The sequence below is a fragment of the Pseudomonas berkeleyensis genome (assembly GCF_014109765.1).
In the GTDB taxonomy this organism is placed as follows: domain Bacteria; phylum Pseudomonadota; class Gammaproteobacteria; order Pseudomonadales; family Pseudomonadaceae; genus Aquipseudomonas; species Aquipseudomonas berkeleyensis.
The window spans coordinates 435,550-455,565 of sequence record NZ_CP059139.1; the positions used below are offsets into that span (position 1 = coordinate 435,550).

16 protein-coding genes are annotated in these 20,016 nt (G+C 64.8%); 8 read left to right on the forward strand and 8 right to left on the reverse strand.

The genetic code is table 11. The features are described from left to right. The first annotated feature begins 8 nt into the window (after nucleotides 1-8). The 3 genes from HS968_RS02075 to argA all read left to right on the forward strand — a co-directional run bounded on the left by HS968_RS02075 (nucleotide 9) and on the right by argA (nucleotide 3,917). A complete protein-coding gene (locus HS968_RS02075; RefSeq protein WP_119692264.1) occupies nucleotides 9-1,274 on the forward strand; it encodes an inorganic phosphate transporter in 1,266 nt (421 codons plus the stop codon). Nucleotides 1,275-1,385: 111 nt separating this feature from the next. Beyond that, nucleotides 1,386-2,552: an acetylornithine deacetylase gene (argE, locus tag HS968_RS02080; RefSeq protein ID WP_182369927.1), complete on the forward strand. Its 1,167-nt coding sequence runs from the start codon at nucleotides 1,386-1,388 to the stop codon at nucleotides 2,550-2,552. A gap of 66 nt (nucleotides 2,553-2,618) precedes the next feature. Further along, complete coding sequence (gene argA / locus HS968_RS02085; RefSeq protein WP_119692262.1) at nucleotides 2,619-3,917, forward strand: amino-acid N-acetyltransferase; 1,299 nt, start codon at nucleotides 2,619-2,621, stop codon at nucleotides 3,915-3,917. Nucleotides 3,918-4,073: 156 nt separating this feature from the next. Here argA and rmf read toward each other — a convergent pair whose 3' ends face one another. The 4 genes from rmf to HS968_RS02105 form a co-directional block, all read right to left on the reverse strand. Further along, nucleotides 4,074-4,265, reverse strand: coding sequence for a ribosome modulation factor (gene rmf, locus HS968_RS02090; RefSeq protein WP_017678387.1), 192 nt, complete (start codon nucleotides 4,263-4,265; stop codon nucleotides 4,074-4,076). 227 nt (nucleotides 4,266-4,492) lie between these two features. Then, nucleotides 4,493-6,073 carry a glutamate--cysteine ligase gene (gene gshA, locus HS968_RS02095; protein WP_182369928.1) on the reverse strand — a complete coding sequence of 527 codons (1,581 nt, stop codon included), beginning with the start codon at nucleotides 6,071-6,073 and terminating at the stop codon, nucleotides 4,493-4,495. Between the two features lie 103 nt (nucleotides 6,074-6,176). After that, the gene (locus HS968_RS02100) at nucleotides 6,177-6,563 is read right to left on the reverse strand and encodes a PaaI family thioesterase (RefSeq protein ID WP_017678389.1); all 387 of its coding nucleotides are present in this window, start codon (nucleotides 6,561-6,563) and stop codon (nucleotides 6,177-6,179) included. Then, the gene (locus HS968_RS02105; protein WP_182369930.1) at nucleotides 6,560-8,887 is read right to left on the reverse strand and encodes a Tex family protein; all 2,328 of its coding nucleotides are present in this window, start codon (nucleotides 8,885-8,887) and stop codon (nucleotides 6,560-6,562) included. The genes HS968_RS02100 and HS968_RS02105 overlap by 4 nt, the downstream gene beginning before the upstream one ends. Before the next feature lie 204 nt (nucleotides 8,888-9,091). On the opposite strand from HS968_RS02105, the gene ompR reads away from it, so the two are divergent. The 3 genes from ompR to HS968_RS02120 all read left to right on the forward strand — a co-directional run bounded on the left by ompR (nucleotide 9,092) and on the right by HS968_RS02120 (nucleotide 15,114). Next, on the forward strand, nucleotides 9,092-9,826 hold the full coding sequence (gene ompR / locus HS968_RS02110; RefSeq protein WP_017678391.1) for an osmolarity response regulator transcription factor OmpR: 735 nt from the start codon (nucleotides 9,092-9,094) through the stop codon (nucleotides 9,824-9,826). A 99-nt stretch (nucleotides 9,827-9,925) separates the two neighbouring features. Next, the gene (locus HS968_RS02115) at nucleotides 9,926-11,242 is read left to right on the forward strand and encodes an ATP-binding protein (RefSeq protein ID WP_119692260.1); all 1,317 of its coding nucleotides are present in this window, start codon (nucleotides 9,926-9,928) and stop codon (nucleotides 11,240-11,242) included. A gap of 107 nt (nucleotides 11,243-11,349) precedes the next feature. Continuing rightward, nucleotides 11,350-15,114: a bifunctional diguanylate cyclase/phosphodiesterase gene (locus HS968_RS02120; protein WP_238338903.1), complete on the forward strand. Its 3,765-nt coding sequence runs from the start codon at nucleotides 11,350-11,352 to the stop codon at nucleotides 15,112-15,114. A 7-nt stretch (nucleotides 15,115-15,121) separates the two neighbouring features. Here HS968_RS02120 and HS968_RS02125 read toward each other — a convergent pair whose 3' ends face one another. Genes HS968_RS02125 through rimB form a run of 3 tightly spaced genes read right to left on the reverse strand, consistent with a single transcriptional unit; the run spans nucleotide 15,122 to nucleotide 17,387 of the window. Next, nucleotides 15,122-16,018 carry a S66 peptidase family protein gene (locus HS968_RS02125; protein ID WP_182369934.1) on the reverse strand — a complete coding sequence of 299 codons (897 nt, stop codon included), beginning with the start codon at nucleotides 16,016-16,018 and terminating at the stop codon, nucleotides 15,122-15,124. After that, nucleotides 16,015-16,920 (reverse strand): 30S ribosomal protein S6--L-glutamate ligase, encoded by a 906-nt coding sequence (gene rimK, locus HS968_RS02130; RefSeq protein WP_106737566.1) that lies wholly within the window; start codon nucleotides 16,918-16,920, stop codon nucleotides 16,015-16,017. Before rimK ends, HS968_RS02125 begins: the two co-directional genes overlap by 4 nt. Then, a complete protein-coding gene (gene rimB / locus HS968_RS02135) occupies nucleotides 16,917-17,387 on the reverse strand; it encodes a retropepsin-like aspartic endopeptidase RimB (protein ID WP_456107220.1) in 471 nt (156 codons plus the stop codon). The genes rimK and rimB overlap by 4 nt, the downstream gene beginning before the upstream one ends. Nucleotides 17,388-17,504: 117 nt before the next feature. Between rimB and HS968_RS02140 the strand changes: the two genes are divergently transcribed. Beyond that, a complete protein-coding gene (locus tag HS968_RS02140) occupies nucleotides 17,505-17,933 on the forward strand; it encodes an RNA-binding S4 domain-containing protein (protein WP_119692257.1) in 429 nt (142 codons plus the stop codon). Between the two features lie 134 nt (nucleotides 17,934-18,067). Here the strand turns inward: HS968_RS02140 and HS968_RS02145 are convergent, their stop codons facing one another. Then, on the reverse strand, nucleotides 18,068-18,862 hold the full coding sequence (locus HS968_RS02145) for a phosphatase PAP2 family protein (RefSeq protein ID WP_182369935.1): 795 nt from the start codon (nucleotides 18,860-18,862) through the stop codon (nucleotides 18,068-18,070). Nucleotides 18,863-19,079: 217 nt separating this feature from the next. Here HS968_RS02145 and hslO point away from each other — a divergent pair, with 217 nt between their 5' ends. Then, complete coding sequence (gene hslO, locus HS968_RS02150; RefSeq protein WP_182369937.1) at nucleotides 19,080-19,967, forward strand: Hsp33 family molecular chaperone HslO; 888 nt, start codon at nucleotides 19,080-19,082, stop codon at nucleotides 19,965-19,967. Nucleotides 19,968-20,016 lie beyond the last annotated feature (49 nt).

The following is a 20,016-nucleotide window of genomic DNA, read 5'->3' on the forward strand; positions in this document are numbered from 1 at the left end:
AATCTTTTATGACTCTTGTCGCGGAATACGGCTTCGTACTCCTCGTGCTCGCCTGCTGCTTTGGTTTTTTCATGGCATGGGGCGTGGGCGCCAACGATGTATCCAACGCCATGGGCACTTCGGTCGGCTCCAAGGCGCTGACCATCAAGCAGGCGATTCTGATCGCCATGGTGTTCGAGTTCTGCGGTGCTTACCTGGCCGGCGGCCAGGTCACCGAAACCATCAAGAACGGCATCGTCGACAGCACGGCTATCCCGCCTGATCTGTTCGTGCTGGGCATGATGTCGGCGCTGCTGTCCGCCGGTACCTGGCTGCTCATCGCCTCGCTGCGTGGCTGGCCGGTATCCACCACGCACTCCATCGTCGGCGCCCTGATCGGCTTCGCCTCCGTTGGCGTATCGATGGATGCGGTCAACTGGGGCGGTCTGGTGCCGATCGTTTCCAGCTGGGTAGTGACGCCCTTCCTCGCAGGTCTGATCGCCTTCGGTCTGTTCAAGAGCGTGCAGTGGCTGATCATGGACACCGAGGATCCGTTCCGCAACGCCAAGCGTTGGGTGCCGGTGTACATGTTCCTGACCGGCTTCATGCTGGCGCTGATGACCTTCACCAAGGGCCTCAAGCATGTCGGCCTGCATTTCACCACCATGGATGCCTTGATGCTCTCCTGCCTGGTCGGCTTCATCGTCGCCGGTATCGGTATCGCCCTGCTGACGCGCATCAAGGTCGACGCCGAAGCGGACAAGAGCTTCCACTTTGCCAGCGTGGAGAAGGTCTTTGCGGTACTGATGATCTTCACCGCCTGTGCCATGGCCTTCGCCCACGGTGCCAGCGACGTGTCCAACGCCGTCGGCCCGCTGGCCGCAGTGGTTGGTGTGATCGAGGCTGGTGGCGACATGGTCGTCGGCGGCAAGTCGTCGGTGCCGGGCTGGGTGCTGTTGCTGGGCGCCGTCGGTATCGTGGTCGGTCTGGCCACTTACGGCTGGAAGGTGATCGCCACCATCGGCAAGGGCATCACCGAGCTGACCCCGAGCCGTGGTTTCGCTGCCGAGCTGGCCACCGCCGGCACCGTGGTCGCGGCTTCCGGTATCGGCCTGCCGATCTCCACCACGCACACGCTGGTTGGCGCGGTGCTGGGTATCGGCCTGGCGCGTGGTATTGGCGCGCTGAACCTGTCGGTGGTGGGCAAGATCTTCACCTCCTGGGTGATCACCCTGCCGGTCGGTGCCGTGCTGGCGATCATCTACTTCGAGATCATGATGTTGATCTTCCTCTGAAGCGGCATCGTTCTCTGATGGAGCCCGGCTTATGCCGGGCTTCGTCGTTCTGGGGCTCGCCCTGCGAAATCTTGTTGTTATGATGGGCCGCCGCACCGAGAGAGCCGAGCCATGCCATTACCTTCCCTACGCGAGCAATTCTCGGCGCTGATCGCCGCACCTTCGGTCAGCTGTACTCAGCCCTCGCTGGATATGTCCAATCGCGCCGTGATCGATTTGCTTGCCACCTGGCTGGGTGAGCTGGGCTTCACCTGCGAGATTCAGCAGATCAGCCCCGGCAAGTTCAACCTGCTGGCCAGCCGTGGCACAGGGCCGGGTGGTCTGGTGCTGGCCGGGCACAGCGATACCGTGCCTTACGACGAGTCGCTGTGGCGCAGCGATCCGTTGTGTTTGAGCGAGCAGGGGGATCGCTGGGTCGGGTTGGGTGTGTGCGACATGAAGGGGTTCTTCGCGCTGGTGATCGAAGCCGTGTTGCCGCTGCTCGATCAGCCCTTCCAGCAGCCGTTGCTGATCCTCGCCACCTGCGATGAAGAAAGCTCGATGGCGGGCGCGCGTGCCCTGGCTGATGCCGGCCGTCCGCTCGGCCGCGCCGCGGTGATCGGCGAGCCGACCGGTCTCAAGCCGATCCGTCTGCACAAGGGCGTGATGATGGAGCGCATCGACATTCTCGGTCAGAGTGGCCACTCCTCCGATCCAGCGCTCGGTCATAGCGCTCTGGAGGCCATGCAGGATGTGATGGGCGAGCTGCGTGGCCTACGCGCGCAGTGGCAACGCGAGTTCAATAACCCACAGTTCAGCGTGCCGCAGCCGACCCTCAACCTTGGCTGCATCCATGGTGGCGACAACCCCAACCGTATCTGTGGCCAGTGTGCGCTGGAGTTCGACCTGCGTCCGCTGCCGGGCATGGATCCGGAGCTGCTGCGTGAAGCCATTCGCGGCAAGCTGCAGCCGCTGGCGCTCAAGCACCAGGTGCGTATTGATTACGGCCCGCTGTTCCCGGCCGTGCCGCCCTTCGAGCAGAAGGCCGATGCGGAACTGGTGCGTCTGGCCGAGCGTCTGACCGGACATACCGCGCAGGCGGTGGCGTTCGGCACCGAAGCGCCTTATCTTCAGCAGCTTGGTTGCGAAACCCTGGTGCTGGGCCCCGGCGACATCGACTGTGCTCACCAGCCCGGCGAGTACCTGGAGCTCGCCCGTATCGAGCCGACCGTGGTCATACTGCGGCAACTGATCCAACACTATTGCCTGACCCGGAGTGAAGACGTGCAGCGACGATGAGACAGACTCTCCAACCGAACACGGCGGATCGCATCCGCCCACCGTCTCGACGCTAATGGATTGCTCATGCACGACTACGTCACTTGGTTACGCCACGCTTCGCCCTACATCAACGCCCATCGCGACTGCACCTTCGTGGTCATGCTGCCGGGCGAGGGCGTTGCCCATCCGAATTTCGCCAATATCGTCCATGACCTGGTACTGCTGCACAGCCTTGGCGTGCGTCTGGTGCTGGTGCATGGCTCGCGCCCGCAGATCGAGGCACGCCTCGCCGCCCGTGGCCTGACCCCGCATTATCACCGCGACCTGCGCATCACCGACGCGCCGACCCTGGAATGCGTGATCGACGCGGTTGGCCAGCTGCGCATCGCCATCGAGGCGCGCCTATCGATGGACATGGCCGCCTCGCCGATGCAGGGCTCGCGCCTGCGCCTGACCAGCGGCAACTTCGTCACGGCGCGGCCGATCGGCGTGCTCGACGGGGTCGACTATCACCACACCGGCGAAGTGCGGCGCATCGACCGCAAGGGCATCAATCGTCAGCTCGACGAGCGCAGCATCGTGCTGTTGTCGCCATTGGGTTATTCGCCCACCGGGGAGATCTTCAACCTGGCCTGCGAGGACGTCGCCACTCGCGCCGCCATCGACCTGGGGGCGGACAAGCTGCTGCTGTTCGGCGCCGAGGATGGCCTGCTCGACGACAACGGCAAGCTGGTGCGCGAGCTGCGTCCACAACAGGTGCCGGCGCATCTGGCGCGTCTGGGCAGCAACTATCAGGGCGAACTGCTCGATGCGGCCGCGCAGGCTTGCCGTGGCGGCGTGAAGCGCAGCCATATCGTCAGCTATGCCACCGATGGCGCGTTGCTCAGCGAGCTGTTCACCCGTACCGGCAACGGCACCCTGGTGGCGCAGGAGCAGTTCGAGTCGTTGCGTGAGGCAACCATCGAGGATGTTGGTGGGTTGATCGAGCTGATCAGCCCGCTGGAAGAGCAGGGCATCCTGGTGCGTCGTTCGCGCGAGGTGCTGGAGCGTGAGATCGAGCAGTTCAGCATCGTCGAGCGCGAGGGGCTGATCATCGCCTGTGCGGCGCTGTATCCCATCGCCGATTCCGACTGTGGCGAGCTGGCGTGCCTGGCGGTCAATCCCGACTATCGCCACGGCGGCCGCGGCGACGAACTACTCGAACGTATCGAAGCCAGGGCGCGGGCGCAGGGAATCAAGACGCTGTTCGTGCTTACCACGCGTACAGCGCACTGGTTTCAGGAGCGGGGGTTCGAGGCGAGCAGTGTCGAGCGCATGCCGACCGCACGGGCGTCGCTGTACAACTACCAGCGCAATTCGAAGGTGTTCGAAAAGGCGTTGTAGGGGGGGGCGAGAGCAGGCCGGAGCTGTAGGAGCGGATTTATCCGCGAGCTTCGCGGCTGAAGCCGCTCCTACGTGATGCAGGGAGCCATAGCCGAATGCGCCTTTCAGAGGCTAGTCCGTCGCGGCTAAAGCCCCTGTCACGGTGTGTTCAACGATTCAGGCGCTGTGCTGCTGCAGGCGCATCTGTTCGAAACCGTCATCCCAGCCCGCCTCCCAAGCGGCGGCCGGGATTTCGTCAGGGTAGGGCTGGCGGGTTCTGGGCTGGCCCGTGAGGCCGGCCATATAGCCTTGCTGGTAGGCCTTGGTCAGGCTCTCCAGGCTCCATTGCGGCGTGGCGTCGTCGGCCATGGGCGCTGCTCGTCTATCGTCCTTTATCCGGCAATGCTAGCTGGATGAGCTACAGGCGGCATGGCCGCCCATCCTGGCTTTTGCTCCGCTGGTTGGCTTTGTGACGCAGTCGGCGCTTTTCGACCCCCTGGATTATGAGTGCGAAACCCCGGCCCGTAGGGTGCGCCGTGCGCACCGCATGTATCCCGAGTATTGCGGCGCACAATCCAGATGGCCCCGCGACACCTCTACACGGCCAAAGCCAGAATGCTCGCCTGATAGGCGGCGACGAAGGCGTCGAAATCGCCCTTGGGCTGTGCTTCCAGTTCCGCCTGCTCGGCCAGTGAGGCGTGCGCGGCCTGCTCGAAGCTTTGTTGCAGCTCGGCACTGAGCGGCTGGGCGCGGAAGTACTCGGCATGCAGCAGGCTCTGCTGCAGGGAGAATTCGGTGAAGCTCTTGCCCTGACGCAGAATCGCCAGCACCTGGGCCGAGGGCGTCATCTCCACATCCGCGACCTTGGCCTGCTGCTGTGCCAATGCCTCGACATGCGCACTGCTGTTCTGGCTGCGGTCGAGCAGTTCGGCCAGCGGCAGGATGCGTTCGAGCAGTTCGCTGGCCCAGACCTTGAGTTCCACCTGCTGGGCGCCCTTCTGCAGATGCAGGCCGGGACGGCGCCCTTCCTTGACCACCTTGAGGAAGTTGCTGGTGCAGCTGCTGCATTCGCCGTTGCCCAGCAGCGGGCTGTCCTCCAGTGCGCAGAACAGCAGGAACGCGTCGATGAAGCGCGCCTGGGCCAGGTCGATGCCCAGCGGCAGGAAGGGGTTGATGTCCAGGCAACGTACTTCCACGTACTGCACGCCACGGCTCATCAGCGCCTGGATCGGCCGTTCGCCGCTGTAGGTGACCCGTTTCGGACGGATGCTCGAGTAGTACTCGTTCTCGATCTGCAGGATGTTGGTATTCAGTTGCAGCCACTCGTCGCCACGCTTGGTGCCGGCTTCGACATAGGCCGGGTAGGGCGTGGCCACGGCCAGGCGCAGGCTGTCGGTGTAGCTGGCCAGGTCGTTGTAGCAGGGTGTCAAACCGGACTGCGCGCTGCTCTGGTAGCCCAGGTCGCTCATGCGCAGGCTGGTGGCATACGGCAGATACAGGGTGCTGGCCTCCAGCTCCTGCAACTGGTGCGGCCGATCACGCATGAAGCCCTTGTCCAGCGCTGGCGATGCGCCGAACAGGTACATCAGCAGCCAGCTGTAACGGCGGAAATTGCGGATCAGCGCGATATAACGCGCCGACTGGTAGTCGCGCGCGCTCAGCGTGTCGCCTTCGGCCTGCTGCTGCAGCTGCCACAGCGCCTCAGGCAGGGAGAAGTTGTAGTGGATGCCGGCGATGCACTGCATGGTCTTGCCGTAACGCAGTGCCAGGCCCTTGCGGTACACGTACTTGAGGCGGCCGATATTGGAGCTGCCGTAGCGCGCGATGGGAATCGTCTCCTCGTCCGGCAGCGCGCAGGGCATGGAGGGGCTCCACAGCAGTTCGTCAGCCAGTTTCTCGTAGGCGAAACGGTGGATGTTCTCCAGCTCGCCCAGCGTCGCGGCTGGGTCGGTAGCCGTGCCGGTGATGAACTCCAGCAGTGACTCGGAGTAATCGGTGGTGATCCGCGTGTGGGTCAGCGCCGAGCCCAGAGCCTGTGGATGCGGGGTCAGCGCCAGTTGACCGTCGCGATCGACGCGCAGGCATTCGCGCTCGATACCATGCAGGCACTCGCCCAGCAGGGACAGGTGAGCCGGCTCGCCGAGCAGGGCCAGGCGGCGGGAGAGAATATCGCTCAAGATGCAATTCCTAACTGGGCAGTCGCCACAATATGGGGATCGCCCCCGCACTCTGCAAGGGGGCGAACGGTTGCCCAGATTAGATCAGCTAGTCCGGCGTTTATTACACGCAGGCGAAGGTGCCTTGTGCCTTGGCGACCAGCTTGTCGCCCTGCAGCACTTCGGCCTCGACCACCTGGGTGCGGCGCCCGGCGTGCAGCACCTTGGCGTGGCACAGCACGCTGCCCTCTGACACCGGGCGGATGTAGTTGATCTTGCACTCCAGGGTCACGCTGCTCGGGCCGCCATCGCCCAGGCTATGGCTGGCCTGACCCATGGCGGTGTCGATCAGCGAGAACAGTGCGCCGCCGTGCAGCTTGCCGTGCAGGTTGCGCAGCTCGTCGGTGAGGGTCAGGCGCACGCGCGCCTCGCCGCCGCCGACCTGGAGAATCTCCAGGCCGAGCAGGCGGGAAAAGGCGCTGCTGGCGCCCACGTTGTCGGTCGTGCTCATTTCTTCAACTGCTTGGCGTTGGCGAACAGGGCGGCCATGCCGCCGGTGGCAGGTGCCGGTTTGTCCTGGCTGGAATGACGCTCGCTACGCGGGGCGTTGCCGCCACGGTTGCCACCGCGCGATTGTCCGCCACGCGGCCCGTCGACCTTCTCGCCGGGGGTGTCGCCCATGCGCATGGACAGGGCGATGCGATTACGCGGGATGTCCACTTCCATCACCTTGACCTTGACCACGTCGCCGGCCTTGACCGCTTCGTGTGGATCCTTGATGAACTTCTCCGACAACGCACTGATGTGCACCAGGCCGTCCTGGTGGACGCCGATGTCGACGAAGGCGCCGAAGTTGGTGACGTTGGTCACCACGCCTTCGAGCACCATGCCCAGTTCGAGATCCTTGAGGGTTTCCACGCCTTCCTGGAACTCGGCGGTCTTGAACTCCGGACGTGGGTCGCGGCCAGGCTTGTCCAGTTCCTTGAGGATGTCGCCGACGGTGACCAGGCCGAAGCGTTCATCGGTGAACTTGGCCGGGTCGAGGCGCTTGAGGAATCCCGAGTCGCCGATCAGCGAGCGGATATCGCGGCTGGTGTCCTGGGCGATGCGCTCCACCAGCGGGTAGGTTTCCGGGTGCACAGCCGAGGCGTCCAGCGGGTTGTCGCCGTTCATCACGCGGAGGAAGCCGGCGGCCTGCTCGAAGGTCTTCTCGCCCAGACGCGGTACTTTCTTCAGGTCGGCGCGCGAGGCGAAGGCGCCGTTGGCATCGCGATAGCTGACGATATTCTGCGCCAGGGTTGCATTGAGGCCGGAGATGCGTGCCAGCAGGGCGGCTGAGGCGGTGTTAACGTCCACGCCGACGGCGTTCACGCAGTCCTCGACCACAGCGTCCAGGCTGCGCGCCAGCTTGAGCTGCGACACGTCGTGCTGGTACTGGCCGACGCCAATGGATTTCGGGTCGATCTTCACCAGCTCGGCCAGCGGGTCTTGCAGGCGGCGGGCGATGGAGACGGCGCCGCGCAGCGACACGTCGAGATCGGGGAATTCGCGGGCAGCCAGTTCCGAGGCCGAATACACCGAGGCACCAGCCTCGGAGACCATCACCTTGGTCAGCTTCAGGCCCGGCACTTTCTTGATCAGCTCGGCGGCCAGCTTGTCGGTTTCGCGGCTGGCAGTGCCGTTGCCGATGGAGATCAGGTCGACGCCATGCTTGGCGCACAGTTTGGCGAGGATCGCCAGGGTGCCGTCCCAGTCGTTGCGCGGCGCGTGCGGGTAGACGGTGGCGGTTTCCAGCACCTTGCCGGTGGCATCGACCACCGCCACCTTGCAGCCGGTGCGCAGGCCCGGATCGAGTGCCAGGGTCGCGCGCGGGCCGGCCGGTGCGGCCAGCAGCAGGTCATGCAGGTTGCGGGCGAAGACGCTGATGGCTTCGTCCTCGGCCTTCTCGCGCAGCTCGCCGAGCAGGTCGGTTTCCAGGTGGTTGTACAGCTTGACCTTCCAGGTCCAGCGCACCACCTCGGCCAGCCATTTGTCCGCCGGGCGGTTGTTCTGGCTGATGCCGAAGCGCTCGCCGATCATCAGTTCGCACGGATGCAATGCGCCCGGCAGCTCTTCGCCAACCTTCAGGCTGGAGCTGAGAATGCCTTCGTTGCGCCCGCGGAAGATCGCCAGTGCACGGTGCGACGGCACGCCCTTGAGTGCTTCGTCATGCTCGAAGTAATCGCTGAACTTGGCGCCTTCGTTTTCCTTGCCCGGCACCAGGCGGGCGCTGAGGGTGGCGTTGTCCTTGAGGAAGCTGCGCAGCTTGTCGAGCAGCGCGGCGTCTTCGGCGAAGCGCTCCATGAGGATGTACTTGGCGCCTTCGAGCACGGCCTTGACATCGGCGAAGCCCTTTTCGGCGTCGATGAAGCGCTCGGCTTCCTGCTCGGGCGTCAGGCTCGGATCGTTGAACAGCGCATCGGCCAGCTCGCCGAGGCCGGCTTCCAGGGCGATCTGGCCCTTGGTGCGGCGCTTCTGCTTGTACGGCAAATACAAATCTTCGAGGCGCGTCTTGGTGTCGGCGAGGTTGATCTCGCGCTTGAGTTCCGGGGTCAGCTTGCCCTGTTCCTCGATGCTGGCGAGGATCGCCACGCGGCGTTCGTCCAGCTCGCGCAGGTAGCGCAGGCGCTCTTCCAGGTGGCGCAGCTGGGTGTCGTCGAGGCTGCCGGTCACTTCTTTACGGTAACGGGCGATGAAGGGCACGGTGGAACCTTCGTCGAGCAGAGCCACGGCGGCGGCGACCTGCTGCGGGCGCACGCCCAGCTCGATGGCGATGCGGTTATTGATGCTGTCCATAAAAAGCTACCCACACTGGAACGACAAAATGGCCGCATATGCAGCAGGCCAGACGCGAAAGCGGCGCATTATAAACACCGTGCTGACCTGCGCTGGGAACCATTCGGGGAAAAATCTGCTAACAATGGCTGAAGCGCCCACCCCGGCGCCTGAGTGATAATGCCGCCACTTGCCGTCCTGCGACGGTCTGCCCAAGGAGACGCCATGACCCAGTCCAGCACTACCGCCGAAGGCGAGAAGATCCTCATCGTCGATGACGACGCCCGCCTGCGCCGCCTGCTCGAGCGCTTCTTCGACGAACAGGGCTACCGGGTGCGCGCGGTGGAAAACGTCGAACAGATGGATCGCCTGCTGGCGCGCGAGCTGTTCAACCTGGTGGTGCTGGATCTGATGCTGCCGGGCGAGGATGGCCTTTCCGCCTGCCGCCGCCTGCGTGAGGCGGGCAATCAGATGCCGATCATCATGCTCACCGCCAAGGGCGATGAATCCAGCCGGATTCAGGGCCTGGAGCTGGGCGCCGACGACTACCTGGCCAAACCGTTCAACCCACGTGAACTGCTGGCGCGGATCAAGGCCGTGCTGCGCCGTCAGGCGCCAGTGGTGCCGGGCGCGCCGGGCAGCGAGGACGAAAGCGTCAGCTTTGGTGAGTACGAGCTGTCGCTGGCCACGCGCGAGCTGAAGAAAGGCGAGGAAGTGCACATGCTCACCACGGGTGAGTTCGCCGTGCTCAAGGCGCTGGTGCAGCACGCGCGCGAACCGCTGACCCGCGACAAATTGATGAACCTGGCCCGTGGCCGTGAGTGGGACGCGCTGGAGCGCTCCATCGACGTGCAGATCAGCCGCCTGCGTCGCCTGATCGAACCCGACCCATCCAAACCCCGCTATATCCAGACCGTCTGGGGCGTGGGCTACGTGTTCGTTCCCGACGGCAACAAGTAACCGCGCGGGGCGGATGAAGTCGCTTCATCCGCCTGGTCGTTTGCTGGAACGTCACCTGGCGGGTTGCCGTGCGACCTGCCCCAAGTCTTCCGAGTACCGATGAAAACCCCTTACTGGTTCCCGCAAAGTTTCTTCGCCCGCACCCTCTGGCTGGTGCTGATCGTCGTCCTGTTCTCCAAGGCGCTGACCCTGGTGTACCTGATGATGAACGAAGACGTGCTGGTCGACCGTCAGTACAGCCATGGCGCTGCCCTGACGTTGCGCGCCTACTGGGCGGCCAGTCCCGAGGATCGGGATCATATTGCCGAGGCTGCCGGACTCAAGCGCATTCCACGTGACAAGGTGCCGACCAGCGAGCAGCACTGGCCCTACAGCGAGATCTTCCAGCGGCAGATGCAGACCGAGCTGGGCCCTGACACCGAGACGCGAGTGCGCGCCACCTCGCCACCGGCACTCTGGGTGCATGCGCCGAGTCTGGGTGATGGCTGGGTGCGGGTGCCGATGTATCCCCACCCGTTGCGCGGTCAGCGTATCTGGAGTGTGCTTGGCTGGTTCCTCGGTATCGGCTTGCTGTCCACTGCGGCGGCCTGGATCTTCGTGCGTCAGCTCAACGCCCCGCTCAAGCGCCTGGTCTATGCCGCCCGCCAGCTCGGCCAGGGCCGCAGCGTACGTCTGCCGGTCGGCGATACGCCGAGCGAGATGACCGAGGTGTACCGCGCCTTCAACCAGATGGCCGAAGATGTCGAGCAGGCCGCCCGCGAGCGCGAGCTGATGCTCGCCGGGGTTTCTCATGACCTGCGCACACCGCTGACGCGTCTGCGCCTGGCGCTGGAGTTCATGGAGAACGACACCGAACTGACCGATGACATGGTGCGCGACATCGAGGATATGGACGCCATCCTCGACCAGTTCCTCGCCTTCATCCGCGACGGCCGTGGTGAGCCGGTGGAAGAGGCTGACTTCTGCGAGCTGGTGCGCGAGACACTGGCGCCCTACAACCAGGGCGAGGAGCGCGTGCGCCTGTGCCTGGAGCCGATTCCGTCCTTCCCGCTGCGTCGGGTGTCGATCAAGCGCCTGCTCACCAACTTGGTGGAGAACGCCCTGAACCATGGTGGCGGCGATGCCGTCGAGGTGGTCGCCAGCCTGGCCGGCGATCATGCCGCCCCCTATGTGGTGCTCAGCGTGCTGGATCGCGGCGCCGGTATCGATCCGGGCGAGCTGGACAGCATCTTCAACCCCTTCATCCGGGGCGACCGTGCCCGCGGTGGACGTGGTACCGGCCTGGGCCTGGCCATCGTCAAGCGCATCGCTGCGCTGCATGGCGGTAGTGTGGAGCTGCGCAACCGCAGCGGCGGCGGACTCGAAGCGAGAGTAAGGCTGCCTCTGGGCCTGCTGTTGCCACGCGACGCGGTGTAGCGGGCTGAGCACCGGCCGTCCAGTCGGTCTCTCTGTGTGCTGGCAATATGCTGCCAAGGGCTCTGGCGCTAGGCTATGCTTTGCCAGCGCATCCATTCGAGGCCTGCATGTCCGCCGCGTTGCCCAATCGCTTACCCACGTGGACATGGTGGCTGCCGCTGCCTCTTTTCCATCTGGGCACCTGGATTTCTCTGACCACCCGCCTGAATGACGGGGTAGCGCTGTGCTACCTGCCATTGGTGCTCGGCCTGGCGCTGTGTCTGTGGTGGGGCCCGCGGGTGCTGCCAGCGCTTTATCTCAATGCCTTGTTCAGCGTGCCGTTGTGGGGCCTGCCCTGGCAGTGGGCGCCGCTGTATGCCTTGCCCGAGACGGCTTCCGTTGCCCTGGGCTGGTGGTTATTGCGGCGCGCAGATTTCGATCCAGCGCTGGGGCGGCTGGCCGATCTGCTGCGCTTTCTCGCCTTCGGTGTACTGGTGCCGATGACTCTGGTAACGCTCGGTCTACAGAGCAATCTGTGGCTGACCGGTTTTCAGAGCGCTGAGCAGTGGGCACAGGCCAGCTTGTCGGTCTGGTTGACCGACGGCATCAATCTGCTCGCGCTGAGTGCACCGCTGCTGGCATTCGCCACCCCATTGCTGCGAGCACGTGGCTGGTTGCAGGCGCGAGCTGAGAGTTCGGCGCCGACACTGATTGTCAGTCGTTCGTTGTCCGGCTGGTTGTTCGCCGTGGGCGCTTTCCTGTTTCTGATGTTGCTGCTCGGCAGCCTGCCGTCGCTGCTCGCCCTGCCGTTGCTGGGTGTCAGCATGCTGGTGCTGGCGCTGCGACATGCCTTCGCCGGCGCCTTGTACGGCGTGATGCTGGGTTATTGCGCCACCTTGTTGTTGCCGCTGCTGCGCACCGGTCTGAGCCAGGGCGATCTGGATTTGCAGCGCAATCACCTGCAGCTCGCCGTGCTGTTGCTGATGGGCGCTGCCTTGCTGGTTGGGCGGGCGCTGAGCGACCTGCGTCAAACCCTGGCGCTCAGTGCGCAGATGCAGCAGCAGTTGGCGCGCGCCAACCTGGCGATGGAGGCTAGCCCACTGGGTGTGACCATTGCCGATGCACGGCAGGGCGACATGCCCTTGGTCTACTGCAACCCCGCCTTTACCCAGATCACGGGCTATTCGGTGGCGGAGACCCTGGGGCGTGATTGCCTGTTCCTGGCCAATGACGAGGCCAATCACCATGGCCTGCAGAAGCTGCGCAGCGCCCTGCGCGAGGGGCGGGCGGCGCAGGCCGTGGTGCGTAACGTACGCAAGGACGGCAGCCGTTTCTGGAACGAAGTGGTGCTGGCGCCGATGCGCGATGAGCGGGGCATCAGCCACTTCGTCGGCTTGCAGCACGATGTCAGCGAGCGCGAGGAGCTGGCTGCACAGGTCGAGCGGCAGCGCGCGCAAATGCTGCGCCAGAGCCACTTGTTCAGCCAGACCGAAGACATCGCCAACCTGGGCGGCTGGGTGCTGGAGGTCAGCGACTACAGCATGTTCTGGAGCGATGGCTGCTATCGCATCGTCGAGCGCGATATCCATCAGGGGCCGCCAACGCTTGAGCAGGTGCTCGATTATTACGACACGCCCAGCCAGGCACTGATCATGCAGACGTTACAGGCTGCACAGAACGGGCTCGAAGACCTGGATATCGAGGTGCGTCTGGTGGCGCGCCTGGGCGCTCGCCTGGTGCGCCTGCGCGGTATGGTCGAGCGTGATGACGACGGCAGCCCGGTGCGCCTTTACGGCGTGGTGCAGGACATCAGCGAGCGCAAGCGTGCCGAGTCGCAGTTGCGCGAGCGCGACGAGCGCCTGCGCCTGTTCTTCGAGGCGCCGCTGATCGGCATGGCGCTGACCACCCAGGCCTTTGCCTGGGAAGAGATCAACCAGAAGCTCTGCAGCATTCTCGGCCGTAGCCGCGAGGAATTGCTGGCCAGTACCTGGCACCAGTTGTCGCACCCGGACGACATGGCGGCCGAGAAGGCGCGCCTGGAACCGGTGCTGCTGGGTAGCAGCGATGGCTTCGAGATGGACAAGCGCTTCCTGCGTGGTGACGGCCAGGTGGTCTACACCCGCGTCAGCCTCAGCGTCGTGCGCGGCAGTGCTGGGCGGCCGACGTTGTTCCTGCTGCTGGTCGAAGATATCAGTGCGCGGCGCGAGGCCGAGGCGCGCTACCAAACCCTGGTCGAGCACGCCCCCGAGGCGATCCTGCTGTTCAGCCCGGAGGGGGGCATCGTCGAGTTCAACGAAAACGCCCTGAGGCTGTTCCGCTATCAGCGCGAGGAGCTGCGAGGCCGTTCGATCCAGAACATCAGTCCGATGCGCCAGGCCGATGGCCGCCTCTCGTCACGTGCCGGCAAGGAATACCTGCGCCGCGCCATCAAGGGGGAGGCACCGGTCTTCGAATGGAACCACCGTGACAGTGCCGGCCGCCAGTTGCCCTGCGAAGTGCGCCTGGTGCGCATGCCGGGCGAGGAGTTGCTGATCCGCGCCAGCGTCACCGATATTTCCGAGCGCCAGCGCTACCAGCGTGAGATCGAGCGTCTGGCCTACAGCGATGAACTCACCGGCTTGCCCAACCGCCGTCTGCTGCTCGACCGTCTGCAGCATGCGATGGATCGCGAGAATCGCGAGGGCAGCCTGGGCGCCTTGCTGTTCATCGATCTGGATCACTTCAAGACGGTCAACGACAGCCTCGGCCATCTGGTCGGCGATGCCTTGCTGTGCGAGGTGACCACTCGCCTGGCGCGGGAGCTGCGTACCGAAGACACCTTGGCGCGTCTGGGCGGCGACGAATTCGTGGTACTGCTCGAAGCCCTCGGGCATGAGCCGCAAGCGGTCGCCGAGCACGCTACGGCAGTGGGCGAGAAGTTGCTGCGTGGCTTGCAGGGCAGTTGCCTGATCGATGGTCACGAACTGGCGATCAGCGCCAGTATCGGCATCGCCCTGCACCCCATGGGCCTGCAGCAGGCCTCGGACATTCTCAAGCAGGCCGATACCGCCATGTACCGGGCCAAGCACGCCGGGCGCAATGCGCTGCACTTCTTCGCCCCGGAGATGCAGGCCGCCATCGACCAGCGCCTGCAACTGCAGAGTGAACTGCGTCAGGCCATCGCGCGACAGCAACTGCAACTGGTATTCCAGCCGCAACTGAGGCTGGCCGACGACTCGGTCGCCGGCGCCGAGGTGCTGCTGCGCTGGCGACACCCCGAGCGCGGCGAGATCGGGCCGGATCAATTCATCCCCCTGGCGGAGGAAACCGGACTGATTCAGGACATCGGCCAGTGGGTGCTGGAGCAGGCCTGCGCGGCGCTGGCACGCTGGCAGATGCAGTGGCCGCACCTGGTGCTGGCGGTGAACCTCAGCCCACGCGAGCTGCGTCATGCCGCCTGCGTCGAGCGCGTTGAAGACTGCCTGCGGCGTCACGGGGTGCCGGCGCAGGCGCTGGAACTGGAAATCACCGAAGGCGTGCTGCTGGAGGATGTCGACCGCTGCATTGGCAACATGCAGCAGCTCAAGGCGCAGGGCGTGCGTTTCGCCATCGACGATTTCGGCACCGGTTATTCGTCGCTGACCTACCTCAAGCGCCTGCCGCTGGATCGCCTGAAGATCGACCGCAGTTTCGTCGCCGACCTCGATGGAGAGGCCAGCGGGCAGATGCTGGTGCAGACCATCCTGATGATCGCCCGCAACCTGGGGCTTGAGTGCGTGGCCGAAGGCGTCGAGCGTGACAGTCAGCTGGCGCTGTTGCGCGAGCAGGACTGTGCTCTGGGTCAGGGCTATCTGTTCGGCCGGCCGATGGCCGAGGCGGAGTTTCTGGCCTGGATGCAGGCGCGCCAGGGGTGAGCCGGGTTTACCAGCTCAGGCTGCTACCGCTCAGCCGCGCCTTACGGCCATAGGGCCAGGGATAGTTGCTGTCGCCATGGCCGCTGGGGAGTTCGCTGTACAGCGGGATGCCCAGCGGGGCCAGGTATTCGCCGATGATCTGTTCCAGGCTGTGATGCACGCCGCGCCGTGGGCAATCGGTGAAACTGCCCAGGCAGACGGCACGCGGCCGCTGACCGGCGAAGCTGTTGAGCAGTTGCCAGAGGCTGCGCTCCAGGCGGTAGTACGGTTCACCGACGTCTTCCAGAATCAGGATCGAATCCTCTACCAGGCGCAGCTCGGCGTCGGTGCCGCAGACGCTGGCCAGTGCGGTGAGGTTGCCGCCCTGTAGCCGACCGTCTATGGCATGCGCAGGCCCGCTGATATGGCGCACCGGCAACGGCTGGTGCTGGCCGTTGAGCAAGGCCCAAAGCGCCTGGGTCGAGGCCAGGCGTTCGCGCTGGCCGCCAGGCGCCGACAGCGCCTGATGACCGAGCGTCGTGGCGACCGGGCCATGAATGGCGGGCAGCCCATGCTGCTGGAAGGCGCTGAGCAGGATCGACAGATCGGAAAAGCCGATCAGCGGACGCGGGCTGGCCTGTTGGAGCAGCGACCAGTCGATCGCCTCCACCAGCTGCGCGCAGCCATAACCGCCGCGCAGGCACCAGACGGCGCTGATGTCCGGCAGGCTGAAGGCCTGGTGCAGGTCTTCCAGACGTTGCTCAGGCGTGCCGGCCAGGTAGCGGTGGCGCGCACGCACGTGCTGGCCCAGGTGATAGCGAATGCCAAGCACATCGAGCTGTGCCAGGGTCGCCTCGAGCACGTCTTCGGCGATGGCTGACGCCGGAGCGATCAGCGCCAGGCGGCCGTCGAGCAGCGTGCTCATCCGCGGCCCTTGGTGCGCGTCTGGCCTGGTTCGGCGTGTTTTTCCAGGTGTTCGATGATCATCCCGGCGACGTCCTTGCCGGTGGTCACTTCGATGCCTTCCAGGCCGGGCGAGGAGTTCACTTCCATCACCAGCGGGCCGTGGTTGGAGCGCAGAATGTCGACGCCGGCCACGTTCAGGCCCATCACCCGTGCGGCGCGCACGGCAGTCATGCGCTCCTCCGGGGTGATCTTGATCAGGCTGGCGGAGCCGCCGCGGTGCAGGTTGGAGCGGAATTCGCCGGCCTTGGCCTGACGCTTCATCGCCGCGATCACCTTGTCACCGACCACGAAGCAGCGGATGTCGGCGCCGCCGGCTTCGCTGATGTATTCCTGCACCATGATGTCCTGCTTGAGGCCGAGGAAGGCCTCGATCACCGACTCGGCCGCCTTGTGCGTTTCTGCCAGCACCACGCCCATGCCCTGGGTGCCTTCCAGCACCTTGATCACCAGCGGCGCACCGCCAACCATCTGGATCAGATCCGGAATGTCGTCCGGCGAGTGGGCGAAGCCGGTCACCGGCAGACCGATGCCCTTGCGCGAGAGCAGTTGCAGCGCGCGCAGCTTGTCCCGCGAGCGACTGATGGCCACCGACTCGTTGAGCGGGAACACGCCCATCATTTCGAACTGGCGCAGCACCGCGCAGCCATAGAAGGTCACCGAGGCGCCGATGCGCGGGATCACCGCATCGAAACCTTCCATGGCCTGGCCGCGATAGTGAATCTGCGGCTTGTGGCTGGCGATGTTCATATAGGCGCGCAGGGTGTCGATCACCACCATTTCATGGCCGCGCTGCTGGCCAGCCTCCACCAGACGGCGGGTGGAATACAGGCGCGGGTTGCGCGACAGCACGGCGATCTTCATTGGACACCTGGGAGTGAGGGAGGCAGGGCGGGTTTGTCTTGTACGTAGCTGAGCGCCGGGTTGACCAGCAGGTGGCCGGTGACCAGCGCCTTGGAGCCGAGCAAGACGCGGTAGCGCATGGTCTTGCGGCAGGCCAGGGTGAATTCCACCGGCCACAGGCGATCGCCTAGGGCCAGCTCGGTACGGATCACGTAGCGGTTCTGCACCTGGCCATTGGAACTCTTGATGCGCTTGACCGACACCAGTGGCGCTTCGCAGCGATGACGGCGCTGCACCTGGGTGCCGAGGTAGGCGGTGAACCGCACCCAGTCCTCGCCGTTACGCTGGAACGGCTGGATGTCGCTCGCGTGCAGGCTGGAGGTGCTGGCGCCGGTGTCGATCTTGGCGCGCAGGCCAACGATGCCGAGTTGCGGCAGGTTGATCCATTCGCGCAGGCCGATCACGCTGAGTGGGTCGATGCTGTTCAAGGTGGCGGTGTTCCCGATGGCCGACAAGGCCTATGATTCCGCGCATTCTAGATGCGCCGTGTGACAACTGCATCAGCCAGTGCGCAAGCGCAAGGGATGAAACCAACAGAGTGTGAAATGAGCGAGAAAGACGACGACAAGATTCGCCTGGACAAATGGCTGTGGGCCGCACGCTTCTACAAGACTCGCGCCCTGTGCAAGGCGGCTATAGAAGGTGGCAAGGTGCACCACCGCGGCGAGCGTTGCAAGCCGGGCAAGGAACCGAAGATCGGTGATGAGTACGTGCTGCGCACCGGCTTCGATGAGCGCACGGTGGTCGTGCTGGCATTGTCCAGCGTCCGCCGTGGCGCTCCCGAGGCGCAGTTGCTCTATCGCGAAACCGAGGAGAGCATCGCCCGTCGCGAACAGGCTGCGGCGATGCGCAAGGCTGGCTCCCTCGGCGTGCAGACCGATGGCCGGCCGAGCAAGAAGCAGCGCCGGCAGATACATCAGTTCAACGAACAGCAGGGCGGTGGCCTGCGTCATCCCTGGGCGGATGAAGACTAGGGGCGCGTGGGATCACCTCGTGTGACGCCACGGAACAACTGTCGGTCGGACGGTTTTTCGTAGGGTGTGCCGTGTGCACCAGGCAAGCACTACGGTCTTCGCGGTGCGCATGGCGCACCCTACGGTCTAATCGTTCAACGCTCGCTGACGATGCTCAGGCGACCCAGCAGCGGCAGTTTGGCCAGGCGTGAGGTGATCGGCAGGGTGATCTTCTCCAGCCATTCGCTGGCGTGGTAGCCGAGTGGGGTGTAGCAAGCCCAGGCCAGCGCCAGCAGACTGAGGAATACGCCGCCGACGAAGGCATCCGAGCCCCAATGGGCGCCGGCCACCAGGCGCGGCAGCATGCCGATCACGGCAATTACCCAGACCAGCAGCAGGCGCCAGTTGCGCGCGAAGAAGGTCATGAACAACGCCCAGATCAACAGCACCGAGGCATGATCGCCAGGGAAGCTGCGGCTGGCGCTGTCCTTCAGATCCCAGCGCTCCTCCCAGTCCGGGAACAGTTCGGTCAGGCGTGCGCTGCCTTCGACCACCAGCGAGGCGCTGGGGCGCTGCCAGCCCATGGCCTTGACCAGTTCGGCGAAGCCTACGCGCAGCAGCAACAGGGTGATCAGGGCGGTAAGGAAGGCGTACAGCGCGCGGCGCACCTGCGGGCCTTCGAAGACCAGGCCGGCCTTGAGCATCACCGCCAGCATCACTACGCCAACACCGGCATCGACGGGGCGCATGCTGCCGATGGCCCAGATCTTGGCCCACAGCCCGGCGGCATGCACGGGGTCGTTGAGCAGCTTGAACAGCCATAGATCGGCGGCGTCCCACAGATCACGAGTGGGCTGCCACACCCAGCTGACGAGCAGCACGATGGCCACGATATGGCAGACCAGCATGGCCCGCGGATGCCAGTGGCGATTGATGAACGTGCTCGACATGGAAGATCCCTTTGCAAATTTATGACAGGCCTACTCCAGGCGCGCGGATGATAGGCAGTGTTGGCGCCAGCACAAGGGCAGCAGCACGGTCGTTCAGTCGGCGTTCAGCGGTCGTTCTGGGTTACGTGACGAAGGTCACATGACGTTCGGGCCTTGGTTGTGCTGGCATTTGTGCATAAAATCGCCAGCCTTTTTTACAGACCCTGGGCCAGCCGCCATGAACGACTTCAGTCAACGCTTTCTCTTCGACGACACCGATGTGCGTGGTGAGATGGTCGCTCTGCGTGAGAGCTACGCTCATGTGCTGGCCAAGCACGCCTACCCGCAGCCGGTGGCGCAACTGCTCGGCGAGATGATGGCTGCCGCTGCGCTGCTGGTCGGCACCCTCAAGTTCGACGGCCTGCTGGTGCTGCAGGCGCGCGCCGAAGGCCCTTTGTCGCTGCTGATGGTCGAGTGCTCCAGCGCCCGTGAGTTACGGGGTATCGCCCGTTACGACGCCGAGCACATCGGTGCCGATGCCGATCTGCAGAGCCTGATGCCTAACGGCGTGCTGGCGATCACCATCGATCCGACCCGCGGCCAGCGCTACCAGGGCATCGTCGACCTCGACGGCGTCGACCTGGCCGAGTGCCTGTCCAACTACTTCGCCAGCTCCGAGCAGTTGCCGACTCGCTTCTGGCTCAAGGCCGATGGCCAGCGCGCGCGCGGCCTGTTGTTGCAGCAATTGCCGGCCCACCACCAGACCGAGCCCGAGGCGCGCCAGGAAAGCTGGAACCACGTGCTGACCCTGGCCGATACCCTGACTGCCGAAGAGCTGCTCGGCCTGGACAACCCGACCCTGCTGCACCGCCTTTACCACGAAGAGAACGTACGCCTGTTCGACGAGCAGGCACTGCAGTTCCGCTGCAGCTGCTCGCGTGAGCGCTCGGCCAGTGCCCTGGCCAGCCTGGGCCAGGCCGATGCCGAACTGCTGCTTGCCGAGCAAGGTGGCAGCGTGGTGATCGACTGTCAGTTCTGCAACGAGCGTTATGCGTTCGACGCTGCCGATATCGCCCAGCTGTTTGCGGGCGCTGGCAGCGAGGCGCCATCGCAGACGCGTCATTGACGCTTTTTTCGGAACGATAGGCGTTCTCTATCAGATCGGAGGCTGCCAA

Excerpts from the sequence above, each read along its gene's own strand:
- HS968_RS02075 (WP_119692264.1), top strand. The coding sequence starts at position 9 with ATGACTCTTGTCGCGGAATACGGCTTCGTACTCCTCGTGCTCGCCTGC.
- argE (WP_182369927.1), top strand. The coding sequence starts at position 1,386 with ATGCCATTACCTTCCCTACGCGAGCAATTCTCGGCGCTGATCGCCGCA.
- argA (WP_119692262.1), top strand. The coding sequence starts at position 2,619 with ATGCACGACTACGTCACTTGGTTACGCCACGCTTCGCCCTACATCAAC.
- rmf (WP_017678387.1), bottom strand. The coding sequence starts at position 4,265 with ATGGCCGACGACGCCACGCCGCAATGGAGCCTGGAGAGCCTGACCAAG.
- HS968_RS02100 (WP_017678389.1), bottom strand. The coding sequence starts at position 6,563 with ATGAGCACGACCGACAACGTGGGCGCCAGCAGCGCCTTTTCCCGCCTG.
- HS968_RS02105 (WP_182369930.1), bottom strand. The coding sequence starts at position 8,887 with ATGGACAGCATCAATAACCGCATCGCCATCGAGCTGGGCGTGCGCCCG.
- ompR (WP_017678391.1), top strand. The coding sequence starts at position 9,092 with ATGACCCAGTCCAGCACTACCGCCGAAGGCGAGAAGATCCTCATCGTC.
- HS968_RS02115 (WP_119692260.1), top strand. The coding sequence starts at position 9,926 with ATGAAAACCCCTTACTGGTTCCCGCAAAGTTTCTTCGCCCGCACCCTC.
- HS968_RS02120 (WP_238338903.1), top strand. The coding sequence starts at position 11,350 with ATGTCCGCCGCGTTGCCCAATCGCTTACCCACGTGGACATGGTGGCTG.
- HS968_RS02125 (WP_182369934.1), bottom strand. The coding sequence starts at position 16,018 with ATGAGCACGCTGCTCGACGGCCGCCTGGCGCTGATCGCTCCGGCGTCA.
- rimK (WP_106737566.1), bottom strand. The coding sequence starts at position 16,920 with ATGAAGATCGCCGTGCTGTCGCGCAACCCGCGCCTGTATTCCACCCGC.
- HS968_RS02140 (WP_119692257.1), top strand. The coding sequence starts at position 17,505 with ATGAGCGAGAAAGACGACGACAAGATTCGCCTGGACAAATGGCTGTGG.
- HS968_RS02145 (WP_182369935.1), bottom strand. The coding sequence starts at position 18,862 with ATGTCGAGCACGTTCATCAATCGCCACTGGCATCCGCGGGCCATGCTG.
- hslO (WP_182369937.1), top strand. The coding sequence starts at position 19,080 with ATGAACGACTTCAGTCAACGCTTTCTCTTCGACGACACCGATGTGCGT.